This is a genomic window from Sphingorhabdus sp. EL138, assembly GCF_900258045.1.
Classification (GTDB): domain Bacteria; phylum Pseudomonadota; class Alphaproteobacteria; order Sphingomonadales; family Sphingomonadaceae; genus Parasphingorhabdus.
In genome coordinates, this window is the sequence record NZ_OGVD01000002.1 from 498,349 (window position 1) to 511,462 (window position 13,114).

General features: G+C 52.4%; 11 protein-coding genes. 7 read left to right on the plus strand and 4 right to left on the minus strand.

The genetic code is table 11. The features are described from left to right. Positions 1 to 12 precede the first annotated feature (12 nt). The gene (locus DK507_RS05850) at positions 13 to 651 is read right to left on the minus strand and encodes a response regulator transcription factor (RefSeq protein WP_109355421.1); all 639 of its coding nucleotides are present in this window, start codon (positions 649 to 651) and stop codon (positions 13 to 15) included. Here DK507_RS05850 and DK507_RS05855 point away from each other — a divergent pair. The 3 genes from DK507_RS05855 to DK507_RS17800 all read left to right on the plus strand — a co-directional run bounded on the left by DK507_RS05855 (position 636) and on the right by DK507_RS17800 (position 4,868). After that, positions 636 to 2,669: a sensor histidine kinase gene (locus tag DK507_RS05855; protein ID WP_109355422.1), complete on the plus strand. Its 2,034-nt coding sequence runs from the start codon at positions 636 to 638 to the stop codon at positions 2,667 to 2,669. The genes DK507_RS05850 and DK507_RS05855 overlap by 16 nt on opposite strands. Positions 2,670 to 2,771: 102 nt before the next feature. Then, positions 2,772 to 3,791, plus strand: coding sequence for a hypothetical protein (locus DK507_RS05860; RefSeq protein WP_109355423.1), 1,020 nt, complete (start codon positions 2,772 to 2,774; stop codon positions 3,789 to 3,791). A 33-nt stretch (positions 3,792 to 3,824) separates the two neighbouring features. Then, positions 3,825 to 4,868: a hypothetical protein gene (locus tag DK507_RS17800; RefSeq protein ID WP_162558916.1), complete on the plus strand. Its 1,044-nt coding sequence runs from the start codon at positions 3,825 to 3,827 to the stop codon at positions 4,866 to 4,868. A gap of 110 nt (positions 4,869 to 4,978) precedes the next feature. On the opposite strand, the gene DK507_RS05875 is transcribed toward DK507_RS17800, so the two are convergent. Beyond that, the gene (locus DK507_RS05875) at positions 4,979 to 5,398 is read right to left on the minus strand and encodes a hypothetical protein (protein WP_162558917.1); all 420 of its coding nucleotides are present in this window, start codon (positions 5,396 to 5,398) and stop codon (positions 4,979 to 4,981) included. A 332-nt stretch (positions 5,399 to 5,730) separates the two neighbouring features. On the opposite strand from DK507_RS05875, the gene DK507_RS05880 reads away from it, so the two are divergent. Then, positions 5,731 to 6,102 (plus strand): limonene-1,2-epoxide hydrolase family protein, encoded by a 372-nt coding sequence (locus DK507_RS05880; protein WP_109355427.1) that lies wholly within the window; start codon positions 5,731 to 5,733, stop codon positions 6,100 to 6,102. Positions 6,103 to 6,112: 10 nt separating this feature from the next. Here the strand turns inward: DK507_RS05880 and DK507_RS05885 are convergent, their stop codons facing one another. Next, positions 6,113 to 6,823, minus strand: a complete 711-nt coding sequence (locus DK507_RS05885; protein ID WP_162558918.1) for a GNAT family N-acetyltransferase — start codon at positions 6,821 to 6,823, stop codon at positions 6,113 to 6,115. 163 nt (positions 6,824 to 6,986) lie between these two features. Here DK507_RS05885 and DK507_RS05890 point away from each other — a divergent pair, with 163 nt between their 5' ends. Both DK507_RS05890 and DK507_RS05895 read left to right on the plus strand, forming a co-directional pair. After that, positions 6,987 to 8,222, plus strand: coding sequence for an alginate export family protein (locus tag DK507_RS05890; RefSeq protein WP_109355429.1), 1,236 nt, complete (start codon positions 6,987 to 6,989; stop codon positions 8,220 to 8,222). After that, a complete protein-coding gene (locus DK507_RS05895; RefSeq protein ID WP_109355430.1) occupies positions 8,222 to 9,412 on the plus strand; it encodes an NnrS family protein in 1,191 nt (396 codons plus the stop codon). Before DK507_RS05890 ends, DK507_RS05895 begins: the two co-directional genes overlap by 1 nt. Here DK507_RS05895 and DK507_RS05900 read toward each other — a convergent pair. Continuing rightward, positions 9,409 to 10,122 carry a cyclic nucleotide-binding domain-containing protein gene (locus DK507_RS05900; RefSeq protein WP_109355431.1) on the minus strand — a complete coding sequence of 238 codons (714 nt, stop codon included), beginning with the start codon at positions 10,120 to 10,122 and terminating at the stop codon, positions 9,409 to 9,411. The two genes, DK507_RS05895 and DK507_RS05900, sit on opposite strands and share 4 nt — an antisense overlap. Positions 10,123 to 10,414: 292 nt before the next feature. On the opposite strand from DK507_RS05900, the gene DK507_RS05905 reads away from it, so the two are divergent. Beyond that, positions 10,415 to 13,108, plus strand: coding sequence for an MFS transporter (locus DK507_RS05905; protein WP_216822339.1), 2,694 nt, complete (start codon positions 10,415 to 10,417; stop codon positions 13,106 to 13,108). Positions 13,109 to 13,114 lie beyond the last annotated feature (6 nt).

Sequence of the window (13,114 nt, forward strand, 5' to 3'; positions counted from 1 at the left end):
GATGACTGAAAATCAAGTCTGTTTCGCGCTGTCCAGCAACCCTTCGCGCAAAGCCAGCGCCAGCAATTCAGCGACGGAATGGGCTCCCAGCTTCCGCATGATGTTCGACCGGTGGTTGTCGACCGTATTCGCGCTGATACCGAGTCTTTCAGCAATCGTCCCGTTGGTTTCACCGCGCGCAATGGCGAAGAGGATTTGGGATTCCCGCTGGGTCAGTTTTTCCTGTTCTTTCTCTTCGGTCAGCAGATCGGCGACTTCCGGGGGCAGTCGCCGATTGCCTTCGCAAACCAGTTTAAGTTCGTGGGCAAGATTTCCGGAATTTGATGTTTTCAGAAAAATTCCATCCACACCATTGTCCCAGGCTTGGGCCAACAGCTTGCGCGATGTCAGGCCCGTGAGTATGGCAATTCGCGTGTCCGGACACCATCGACGCACTTCCTCCAGTATCTCGATACCCGTCACGTCGGGCATGGAGATATCGAGAAGGACAATATCTGGAGAAAGTTGTTTCGCTCTCTCCAGGCCCGCACCTCCATCTGCGCACTCAGCGACGACAACGAAGCTACCGTGATTTTCGAGAAGCATCTTGATTCCCTGACGGACCACGTCATGGTCGTCCACGAGGATGATTGAATATGCTTTTTGCCCCATGTCCCATCCCTGACCCGAACCGCCGGCAAGCTTTTCCTGTTGCGCTCAAGATTCTTGCCCTCTGCCTTCTTTCCATCTTTTTTGCCGGAAAACCAGCATTTGCCGTAAATAGTGAGGATGCGTCCGATTTTGTCGAATTGCGTCAGGATGATCCAAATCGTGAAATTGCAAGCTATATCAGTTATTTGCTCGACCCCGAACAGAAGTTGACGCTTTCGCAGCTTCAACAGGACCAGGGAGAATTTCGCTTTCGGCAGGTCGCAAAATCGGAACCCAATTTCGGATTCCAGAAAGGAGCGATCTGGCTGCGGCTGAAGTTGGGCAACACCGGCAATGAGGAATTGTCCCGTATCCTGGCCATCGAGACAAATTTTGTCAGCGAGATCGAAGTCTTTCAACAGGTCGGGGCTTCGACCCAAAGACTGATGAGGCAAAACACCGAGATGCCCTTTCGAACGCGCCCGATTGATTACCATCAACTGGCCGTGCCATTCTCAGTTGAAGCAGGTCAGCAGTCCGTCTTGTGGGTCCGGTATCGCACAAGCGGACTGACCGCTTTGCCCATGTCGATTGAAACGCTGAACAGTTTCAACTCAAGATCTAACCGGGAGATGGCTTTAAATTTCGGGTTTTACGGCATCATCGGCATGTTCCTGATCGCCAGCATAGCGGCGGCCATTTTTGCTCCGGCGCGTATCTTTATATATTATTTCTTCTATGCCGCTGCCGTCCTGATATATATTTTCCATCGCGATGGATATGCGTTCCAATTCCTGTGGCCAGACTGGCCGCGCTGGAATGCTTTTGCTTCCCTTCCGCTGGCGGCGGCACTGACGGCTTTTGCCTCCCAGTTCACGCGCAGCTATCTGAACACCCGGGACGATTTTCCCGTTTATGACCGAATTTTGCTGGGGATCATCCTGCTGCAAGTTCTGATGGTTCTTGTGACGGTCTTTGTTGATAGTGAACTGATCAAGCAGCTGATGACGATCAGCATTACCCTGTGCGCGATGCTGTTTCTGACTGCGGGATTGTCCGCCTTGCGGACAAAGGGTCGAAGGGTACTCTTTTTCGTGATCGGCTGGTCAGGTATTGTCGTAGCGTCTTTGACTACCTTTACCGCTCATTGGCTTGATATTGAAGTGACCCGGTCGGCAACCCTGGATACCATGCGGACATCAATGATCTTTGATGCCTTCATGATGGGCGTTGCTTGCGTCAGCGTTGTGTCGGAATTGCGCAAGGAGCGCGAACAACTGATGGTTCAGCGGGCTGCATCGGCGGAACGCAATTTCGAGCTTGCCGGAAGACTGGCCGGGCTCGAGCAGAAATATGAATTGGCACAGGCGATGGTTGAAAATTCCAACCGGATGGTCGCTAACACCACGCATGATCTTCGCCAGCCGCTGCATTCTCTGCGGTCCGTGATACACAATCTGTCGGACAAAAAGACAACCGATAAAAGTGAAATCGACCATATTGAACAGTCGCTCCAATATATGGAATCGCTGGTCGAAGAGAATTTGAACCAGGCCAGCGAGGACCGCCGCCAGGTACCGGAAGCGCCGAACCGGCTGATGAGCGCATCACATATCCTTCAGGCTATAGCTACGATTTTTGCAAAAGAGGCGGAAGCCGCTGACATAAAACTGAAAGTCGTTCCGTCTTCCGCTCAAATGACGGCAAACTCTGTTGCGGTGTTGCGGATACTCAGCAACCTGGTCGCCAACGCCATTGCCTATGCACCCGGTGCGCGTATAGTTGTGGGCATTCGTCGCCGGAACACGCAGTTGATATTTGAAGTTCACGACACAGGTCCCGGAATGACGGCCGAACAGTTGAAAACGGCGAAAACGCGCAGTCAGCGGGGCGAGGAAATTTCTGCCGGCAATCCCGATGGCAAGGGCCTGGGCCTGTCGATTGTGAGTGATTTGACGGAACAAATCGGGAGTGTCTGGAAACTCAGTAGCGTTCCGGGAAAAGGCACCGTCGCACAATTATTCCTGGATTCGCAATAGTTCGCGGGGATGAGGGCTAGCAGGCCGAAGATAATGGTGTGTTCACACCATGTAGGCCGGATGTCAAAGGGCCTATGATGCACATCTGTCAGGAGGTGTAACATGTGTATTTTTGTCGGAAGAAACTTAGCGGGCGCAATCATCAGTGCAGCTTTCCTGTTCGCACCTGCCCCGACTCTGGCCCAAAGCCTTCCGACTACAGAGAACGGCTTCTACATGATGCGGACGAATGCAGATGACCTTTCCGAATATGGATCAGTCGACAGCATGTGCATCGGCGAAAATCATGATGATCTGATGGCCTTCAAGAATACTGGTGATGGTACGCTTGACTTTTTTGAGCTGAGAGAGGGGGAGCAGATTGCTCCAACCAAATTGAAACTGAGCGAACCGGATGCCGGGGTCAGCCAGATACGTTACAGGCTGATTGAACCGGAAAGTGATGAGGCTGTTGCTGAACTGCATTTCATAAATCCGGGCGCCTTGGGCGATCCGGCCCAAATATCCATGGTAACATTATCCAGCGTGCATGTTCCGCGGTATAATTTCACAAATCTCGACTGCCTGATGGGCAAGGATATTTTATATGCCGGTATCGATCAAAATTACAGGTTGACGGTGATGGTCGACGCAGAAGGCAACCTTTTTTTCCTGCTGAGCTCGATAACAGAACCCGGGGTGGCGATGAATTTGACCGGCGGGTTCTGGTCCTCTGGCAAGCGGGGAGAAATCATCTTTACCTTTATCGAGGGTAGCGCAGTGACAAGCATCAAGGCCGCCCCCCACCAGCGCATTGAATATCCGGCATGGCGAACCGCCAACCCGGATGGGCGTCAATATTCGGCAAGCCCTAAAGGATTTTTCGTGGCCGATATGGCAAAACTGGGCAACAAGTCGAACCGATTGCCCTATGGGCTCGTCCTGCATTTTGAACGGCTTGAAATTTGCCGTCATCTTGCTGGTGAAGCCAGCGGCAACGCGGAACGCAACAAGCAGGTAGCCGATAGCTGGAAAAAAGCAGGATGTGATCAAGCAAAGGTTCAACATGCCGGATATGTGAAGCAATTTTCCGGCAACAACGCGGTGTCAGAAATATTGAGAACGCATGGTACCGATTTCTAGGATATGGTCATACACAACAGAAGCGAGGGAAAAATGGGCAACAAAAGCTATGTCATCGGGGGGCTCGTTGCAGCCGCTCTTCTCACCATTTCTATCCTTATGCCGACAGCTGCATCGGACAGCAGAGCACATGCGTCGCCTGCTATTCCCGCCATGTTACTTCAAACAGTTGGAGAGGCCGAGAACCAATGCCGCATTGCTCGGCAAAGTTGCGAAATTGACTCCAATCGTTGCAAAGCAAATGAGCGATATGAGCAAAACCGGACGGACCAGTGCAGGGCCAATATCGTTGGAAGATATGAAAACTGCAAGAACCGCCGACTGAGCACTTTGCCGGGACTTCGGGGCAATCTTAACAATGGCGGCCGCCCCAGCGCGAGTGAGGTTCAAAGATATAGAGATAGAGCTGTAATCAAAGCATGCGGGCGCAAGCCAACGCGCATTAGTATGCAGAGCAGTTGTCCGGCAAAAACAGGCGGATGCTACTCGCGCGGCTATTGTACCCAGCAATATCAACGTTGTTCATCAAATGCCTCTCTGCAGGACCAGTCAAACAACCAGCGTCAATCACCCGAACCCCTGCGACCCCCACAACAGACAGAAACTTACGTGCCGGCACCCCAAAATAGAACAGTTCCGCGAAAGCAATCCAAACCCTGGCGCAGCAAATATTCCTACAGAGTCACCAACACCTGTACGTCGCCGGTAAGAGCTGTGTTTGCAAGGACCGGCCGAAACAGGAATTCGGGCATTACGGTATGGGGATGGCATAAAATTTCCGCACGAGCCGACATGATTGTTGAATTGAACGGCTACGACCTGAAAGATTTTTACGCCTATGTTGACAATGGCAAGATACAAGGCTGGAAACGCAAGTCTGACATTTACTTGTCGGACAAAGCGGAGTTCCGCTGGTTGTTTAATCCGGGACAAGCTCCCAGAGATTTTGACATTAAGAGCGGCAAGCTAAGGAAAGTGCCGTTCACCTTTGTAGGAAACAGGCAATATATCGAAAGCAAGACCGGCGGCCCAAGCGTCCCTGAAATCAAAATCAAAAACTGTAAGAAAAAGAAATAGGTACAAGCCCGGACATGCTTGCTTTTGACCGGGGCGTAACCATCAGGCGGTTGAGGCCATCTAAAGGTCTCGCTCCGTTGCTGCCGGTAAAGCGGTAGCTCAGACAGAATTTAGATCGGCCATCTGCGATGGCGAACAAGCCAGAATGCAGCACCTGCTGCAGCACCAATTGGACCAAGCGTGGCATAATCCTCGATGGCACGCATCACCGTTATCTGGTCACCGCGGAACAGGACCGGGATCCCGGCTGCAGCTCCGGTAAAGAGAAAATACCACAGCCTTGTGATCTTGCGGATTTCAGAAACAAGTATCGCGACCAGAGCGACAGGGGCGGCAAGAATCCCTGCCATGGCAGCGAATACAGGTAGATAGCCTGCCTGGTTCGCGATATCCTCACCCCAGGTCACGCCTTCCATGAGTGGTTGCCCGATCGCCATGATGCTGGAAATCAAAAATATCCCGAGCGAGGCAGCGAGGCAGGCGGCAAAATAGGCGAATGCAATGCGGATTAGTACCTTTATGCTTGTCATAATGGCGGCCAAAGCAGGTTCCTCTCTTCACGGGTTCTTCGCACTAGCATAGCCCGGTCTTGACCGGCGGCGAATGGTGTAAAGACACCATTGTCGGCTAAGGAATGGAGGTCGCGAGCAGTTCAACTCCATCCCAATACTGAATGCCTATGCATCATACAGTTTGGTGGATAACCAGTATTCCGTCTTTTTTGACTGGGTCTAACGTTCGCTTTTGGGACAAAGCAGCCGCACCCCTAATATCCGCTTTGTGCGCAAAAGCGGAGGTTCGACACCGCAAGTCAAATCATCTAGATTATCGGATCACAGTAGCATTATCAGCGAGATAAGGCATGGCGTCCAACAAGGAAATCGTCAGAGAGTTTATCGAGGCATGGTCTCGGCTGGATGCTGATGCGCTAGTGGAATATTTCACAGTCGACGGTGTCTATCACAACATGGCCGCAACCCCGGTTTCGGGTCCTGACAGCCTGAAGCCGTTTATAGCGGGGTTTATCAGTAATTGGACAAGGACCGACTGGGATATTCTTAATCTGGTGGAGGACGGTGATATCGTCATCGCCGAACGTCTCGACCGCACAATGGTTGGCGATATCGCGGTAGACTTGCCTTGCTGCGGCGTGTTTGAGATGGAGAATGGGAAGATCAAAGTCTGGCGGGATTATTTTGATATGGCGACCTACATAAAGCCGCTTTCCGTATAGGATTGCCTTATCAATCGCCGTGCTTTCTGCACCATTGCTCTTTGGAAATTTCCCAGACCAGTGATGCACGCGTCGTGCCATCGTCGCGTTGACTCAGCGTTTCGCCCATCCGCTTAAAGCCTAGCCCATCCAGAAGGCGCGCGGTTCGATGATTGTTCAGGGAGGCTGTTTCGCAGATCAAATCCAGGCCCAAAATATTAAACATCCAGTCAAAGCCCAGCTTTGCGCCCTCAATCCCCTTCCTTTTGCCTTGCCGGTCAGGATGTACGGCACCACCCAGTTCTCCCGCAGCCCATCGCGGCCAGATGCAAATATCCTGATAACCTCCAATCTCACCCTCAGAGTTGAAGTTCAGAAACAGCAGGCCTTCGCCCTTGCTCTGTTCCTCAGCATGTTTCGCTATAAAATGTTCTAACGCGTCAACAGTCAAGGGACGTGGCAGCGTATAAATCGGAGCGCTGATTTGTGGATCGCTTAAGAATTCGTGGAACAGTTCCGCATCCTCTTTCACGGCAATACGAGACATCGCATTGTCTGTGGGCAGGGATTCCGCTCCCCGGACGGCAGAGCGGATTCTCTGTTCCTTTTCAGTCGAAATCCCGTTTCGCGTAAAAGGTATCTCTTTTGAAACGGTCATTATCTCCCCATCTTCGTATAAGAACTGTGCTGGTAAAATGGATCGAATTCTTATCCGACGCACATAAGCGAAATCAAATTTCACTTACCTTTTTTCCGATATCTGATTTGGCCTTGCAAGGATTCCCATATAGTCGATGCGGTCCCAATTCGAAAATAATGACTTCGCTCCGTTCTTGATATAAATCAATTTCAACTACCCAAACTCTCGCTAGTTGGAAATTCCCAATTTCTCCGGGAGGAATATCATGGTTCAAGTTTCCAAATATTCGGTTCTGCTTTTAGCCGTAGTGGTTATGCTCATTTTTCCGCAGCCAGTTCTGGCAGAAACAGGAGAAGACGAAACGCAGGTGATTGAACAGCTGAAGCCTTATGCGGATTTGCGATATCGTCTTGAAACCGTCGATCAGGACGGGCTCCCACGTAATGCAACGGCGTCGACCGTGCGGATAAAGGCCGGTATTGAAACAATTGAATGGCAAGGCCTCAGCGCCAAGCTGGAAATGGAAGCGATTTCCAATGTCGGAGCGGAGAAGTTCAACGATACGCTGAACGGGAAGACACAATTTCCCGTGGTGGCTGATCCGGAGGATGTCGTGCTTAACCAGGCCTATATCCGCTGGCGGCATGGCGGGATCGTCGATGCCAAGGCGGGGCGGCAAGCCATCAATCTCGACAACCAGCGCTGGGTTGGTTCGGTCGGCTGGCGGCAAAATGACCAGACTATGGATGCGGCGTTGGTGACCGTGACGCCTGCCAAGGGTTTTTCTGCGACCTATGGATATAGCTGGCGGGTCCAACGGATATTTGGGCCGGACTCACCGAGCGGAACGTTTCGGAACAATGATATCCATCTCATCCGGGTAAACTACCAGGCACCGGTCATCGGTAATGTTACCGCCTATGCCTATCTGCTGGATATCCCTGATGCGCGGGGTGCATCGTCGCAAACATATGGTGTACGCCTGGCCGGCAAGCAGGATTTGGGCGGTGCAAAATTGCTCTACACCGCGGAATATGCCCGACAGTCCGACTATGGACCCAATCCAGCCAATTTCCGGCATGATTATCTGTTGTTGGAGCCGGGAATTGCTGCTGGCCCGGTGACCGTGAAAGTCGGACTGGAAAGGCTGGAAGGTGACGGGGCCACCGCACTGCAAACACCACTGGCCACGCTGCACAAATTTAATGGCTGGGCCGATAAATTTCTCAATACCCCGGCAAATGGCTTACGCGATCTCTATGGTGACGTTATTCTCAAACCCGGTGGCCCTTCGTGGCTGAAAGGAACGACCTTCCGCGCGCTCTACCATGATTATAAATCAACGCGCGGTAATCTGGACTATGGCACGGAATGGAATTTCCTGATTGCGCGTAGCTTTGGCAAGCATGTTTCCGTGTCATTAAAATATGCCGACTATGACAGCGATGGATTCGCGACCGATACGCAGAAATTCTGGTTCACTACCCAGCTTAAATTCTGATGGCTGAAACAGAGCAAAGCCTCGGCGACAAGCGGGGGGCATATTCTGAACCTGCCTTTTTTAGCCATGGCTTTCGGCCTTTTTTCTTTTCCGCCGCGCTGTTCGCCGGGCTGGCCGTACCGCTTTGGATGGCGGCCTTCACGCATGGATATCGGATCGGGGCAGATGGCAATGCACTGGGCTGGCACGCGCATGAGATGGTCTTCGGTTATGTCGGCGCCGTGGTCACGGGATTTATCATGACGGCAATCCCCAACTGGACCGGCCGATTGCCGGTCATGGGCACGCCACTGGCTTTGCTGTTCATGCTCTGGTTGACTGGCCGCGTCGTGATGTTTGTTGGTGGCAATGCTTTGGTGATTGCTTTCGTTGATTGCCTTTTCCTGTTTGCCGTTGCCGGTCTGGCCTGGCGTGAAGTTATCGTTGGCCAGAACTGGCGAAACCTGCCCATTTGTGCGCTGATCACCCTGTTGGCGGTCAGCAATATTGTCTGGCATGCGGAGCCAGCACTGAATCTGCCTTACCAGACCGGGCAGCGGTCGGCACTGGTGGTGATCACAATATTGATGCTGCTGATCGGTGGCCGCATCATCCCCTCCTTCACAACCAACTGGATGAAGAAGCAAGGCATGTTGCCGTTGCCGACACCATTCAATCTGTTCGATAAAATGGCCTTGCTGATTTCCGCTCTGGTCATGACCTGTTGGATCATGGCTCCCACATCCATTGTCACGGGTTGGGGCTTTTTGATTATCGCGGCTTTGCATCTGGTTCGTCTTGTCCGATGGCGTGGATGGGCGGTAGTGCGCGACCCGCTCGTGTTGGTTTTGCATATCGCCTATATCTGGATTCCGGTATCTTTTGGCATGATCGGGTTCGCCATTTTGCAGCCTGAAATTTTAACTGCGGCTCATGCCTTGCATGCCCTGACAACAGGGGCGATAGGGCAGCTCACCATGGCGGTGATGACGAGAGCCAGCTTGGGTCATTGTGGGCGGGAATTGCGCGCCGGGACCGGAACGGTGGCGATTTACATATTGATATTCATTGGCGCACTTCTGCGTATCATTTTGCCATTTGGCGATATGGGTTACGCCCTGGCGATGTCGATTGCAGCTATGGTCTGGGCATCGGGCTTTCTGCTTTTCGTGATGCTATACGGACCAATGCTATTCGCGCCGCGGCGTTAGCGTACCCCCAGGCCGATTTCAGGATCGTCGATCAGCGGATTGGGGCAGGAAAATTTTTCGAGCGCCTGTTGGTCGTCAATATGCACGGTCGCCCCCTGCACCCCGACGCCATGCTTATTTAATGCACCGAAAGACCGGGACAGGTTTTCAGGGGTCATGCTTAAAAGGGCAGCAATTGTTCTCTTGTCTGCCGGCAAGGCAAAACTGGAAGCGCCGTCATTCTCTTGCGCCAGACGCAGCAGATAGTTTGCAAGTCGTTCAAAAGCGGGCCGCAACTTGGTTTCCTTGTGCATTTTGACCATCTGACGATAGGCTTTTGACAATTCGGACGCGATCGCAACGGCAAATATCTTGTCTCCGGCAAAATGGCGCCGGATATGCTCGGCCGGGATCATCAGCAATCGCGATGCAGTCAGTGTTCTGGCTGACATCAGGCAAACGGCATCAATCAACACCGCAGCGAGAATGAATGCTGAAGTGGGCTTCACGATCGCCATGCTGGTTTCACGTCCGTCATTGCGGGCGAAGAGTTCAGCCGATCCCTCAACCAATATGTAAAGGAAATCAGCGCTGTCCCCCTCACGGATCAAATCGACCTGCGCCGGGAAATTCTGAAGAAAAGCGACCGATACCAGGTCTTCGAAATTTTCATCTGCCATGCCGAAAAACATCGGCAGATCGCGCACCGCGGAAATATCTTGTGAACGCATCAATTTTCATTCCCCGATTCGCTATTGCAAAGCTTCTTGGAGTCGATTGATTTATATCAAGTACTGATTTGAAAGAAACTAAAATCGATATGGAAATCGGATAAATCACCAAGCGACATTTTTCCTTATTTTCAGCAGTTTTGCATTCTTTGATGCAGATCAAAGCCGCAAAACTGGTGTCCACTGAAACCAATGCCAAATCAGAGGGCAAGCGGTCTTCTGACATTGATGGGGACATGTCATGCAAGATATCGCCAGCGTAACATCAAGACAGCAACATAAAGCGTTGGGGATGAGCACCTTCGCTTTCACCATCTGTTTTGCGGTTTGGACCATATTCTCGATTATCGGAATCCAGATCAAAGAAGATCTGGGGCTATCTGATACCCAGTTTGGCTTGCTTGTCGGCACACCGATTCTGACCGGATCACTTTCCCGTATATTCCTCGGCATCTGGACCGATCAATATGGCGGTCGGCTGGTATTTTCATTGACTATGTTGGCTGCGGCCCTCGCGACTTTTCTGCTCTCTTGGGCGGATAGTTATATCGTGATGCTCATCGCCGCATTGGGCGTCGGCCTCGCCGGCGGCAGTTTTGCGGTTGGCATTGCCTATGTCTCCAAATGGTATTCGCAAAAAAAACAAGGAACTGCGCTCGGTATTTTTGGTGCTGGCAATGTTGGTGCGGCAGTTACCAAGCTTTTGGCACCTCTTGTGCTGGTCGCTTACGGCTGGACTGCGGTGGCGCAGGTCTGGGCAGCGGTGCTGGCTGCAACAGCAATCTTTTTCTGGTTCACGACCGAAGACGATCCGGAAATACAATCTCGCAAACAGAGCGGCGAAAAACCGCGTTCGGCGTTGATGCAGCTGGAGCCGCTGAGGAATCAACAGGTTTGGCGTTTTGCCCTTTACTATTTCTTCGTGTTCGGTGCCTTTGTCGCGCTAGCGCTTTGGTTACCACATTATCTGATTGATGTTTACGGACTAGACATCAAGACGGCCGGTTTGCTTGCGGCTGCCTATTCCATACCGGCGAGCCTGTTTCGTGCCTATGGCGGCTATTTATCGGATCGCTATGGCGCACGCAAAGTGATGTACGCTACTTTCGGCGTGTCGCTGATTTGCCTTTTCATGCTGAGCTATCCGGAGACGGATTATATCATTCACGGCATCCGGGGGGAGATTAAATTCTCGACTTCCATGGGGCTGGTTCCCTTTGTCGTGACGATTTTTGTTCTCGGTTTTTTCATGTCGCTGGGCAAGGCGGCGGTCTACAAGCATATTCCGGTCTATTATCCGGAAAATGTCGGAAGCGTCGGCGGCCTTGTCGGCATGATCGGCGGGCTGGGCGGCTTCATTTTGCCTATCGCCTTTGGGGCCATGAATGATCTCACCGGTATCTGGACGAGCTGCTACATGCTACTCTTCGCGCTGGTTGGTATCGCGCTGGCGTGGATGCACTTCTCGGTGCGTCAGATGGAACATAGAGCCATCGGCGAACACATATCTGAACTGCCCGAATTCCCCGAAATGGAAAATGTCCAGAGCGCATCAGTACACAAAAAGACCCACGCCACTGGCAAAGTGCTGGAGGAATGGGAGCCGGAGGACGAAGAATTCTGGGTGGATAGGGGAGCGAAAATTGCTCAGCGCAACCTGTGGATTTCCATTCCCTGCCTGTTGCTCGCTTTCTCCGTCTGGCTGGTCTGGTCGGTGGTGGTCGCCAAGCTGCCGTCCATTGGTTTCAACTATACGACCGACCAGCTCTTCTGGCTGGCGGCCTTGCCGGGTCTTTCCGGCGCAACGCTGCGCATATTCTACAGTTTCATGGTACCAATATTCGGCGGCAGGCTTTGGACTACGCTAACCACGTTGTCATTGATGATACCGGCATTTGGTATCGGCTATGCGGTACAAAATCCGGAAACACCCTATTTCATCTTCCTGACACTGGCGCTGCTCTGCGGTCTTGGTGGTGGTAGTTTCGCTTCCTCCATGGCCAATATCAGCTTCTTCTTCCCGAAGCGGCAGAAAGGAAACGCGCTGGCGCTCAATGCCGGTCTGGGCAATGCCGGTGTATCCGTCATGCAATTTGTGGTGCCGATTGTCATCACCGCTGGCGTTTTTGGCGCCATGGGCGGCGAGCCTCAGGCGCTGGAAGGTGGCGGTCAGCTGTGGATGCAAAATGCCGGGTTCATCTGGATCCCATTCATTCTGATCAGTTCTGTGCTTGCGTGGTTCGGCATGAACGACATCGCTTCTGCAAAAGCGACCTTCTCTGATCAGGCCGTGATCTTCCAGCGCAAGCATAACTGGATCATGTGTTTCCTCTACACAGGGACATTTGGGTCATTTATCGGCTATTCTGCTGGTTTCCCACTATTGTCAAAAATTGCCTTCCCCGATGTGGACTCGCTGCAATATGTGTTCCTTGGGCCATTGGTTGGTGCGGTTTCGCGCGCGGCAACCGGCTGGATTGCGGACAAATGGGGCGGTGGACGAGTCACCTTCTGGACATTCCTGCTCATGATCGCGGCGGTAGCTGGTGTGCTCTATTTCCTTGGTATCAAGGAACAGGAAGGTGCATTCTGGGGCTTCTTCGCGATGTTCATGTTGCTGTTTTTCGCAACCGGCATTGGCAACGCATCAACCTTCCAGATGATTCCAATCATCATGCGTAAGGAAGTCGGACGGTTGATGCCTGAGCTGCCTGCCAATGAGCAGCTTCGCAATGCAGAGAAGGAATCGGCAGCGATTATCGGGTTCACGTCCGCCATCGCTGCTTACGGGGCGTTCTTCATCCCGAAAGCCTATGGTAGCTCGATTGCGATGACCGGCACGCCCAACGCGGCGCTCTGGGGCTTCCTGATCTTCTATGCTGCCTGCGCCTTCGTCACGTGGAATTATTACACCCGGCGGGGCAGCCTGCTTCACGACATCGAGCGGGGCAGAGAAGCCGCCGCACCTATCCCGGCTACCGCCTGAACGAGG

Excerpts from the sequence above, each read along its gene's own strand:
- DK507_RS05855 (WP_109355422.1), top strand. The coding sequence starts at position 636 with ATGCTTTTTGCCCCATGTCCCATCCCTGACCCGAACCGCCGGCAAGCT.
- DK507_RS05850 (WP_109355421.1), bottom strand. The coding sequence starts at position 651 with ATGGGGCAAAAAGCATATTCAATCATCCTCGTGGACGACCATGACGTG.
- DK507_RS05860 (WP_109355423.1), top strand. The coding sequence starts at position 2,772 with ATGTGTATTTTTGTCGGAAGAAACTTAGCGGGCGCAATCATCAGTGCA.
- DK507_RS17800 (WP_162558916.1), top strand. The coding sequence starts at position 3,825 with ATGGGCAACAAAAGCTATGTCATCGGGGGGCTCGTTGCAGCCGCTCTT.
- DK507_RS05875 (WP_162558917.1), bottom strand. The coding sequence starts at position 5,398 with ATGACAAGCATAAAGGTACTAATCCGCATTGCATTCGCCTATTTTGCC.
- DK507_RS05880 (WP_109355427.1), top strand. The coding sequence starts at position 5,731 with ATGGCGTCCAACAAGGAAATCGTCAGAGAGTTTATCGAGGCATGGTCT.
- DK507_RS05890 (WP_109355429.1), top strand. The coding sequence starts at position 6,987 with ATGGTTCAAGTTTCCAAATATTCGGTTCTGCTTTTAGCCGTAGTGGTT.
- DK507_RS05895 (WP_109355430.1), top strand. The coding sequence starts at position 8,222 with ATGGCTGAAACAGAGCAAAGCCTCGGCGACAAGCGGGGGGCATATTCT.
- DK507_RS05900 (WP_109355431.1), bottom strand. The coding sequence starts at position 10,122 with ATGCGTTCACAAGATATTTCCGCGGTGCGCGATCTGCCGATGTTTTTC.
- DK507_RS05905 (WP_216822339.1), top strand. The coding sequence starts at position 10,415 with ATGAGCACCTTCGCTTTCACCATCTGTTTTGCGGTTTGGACCATATTC.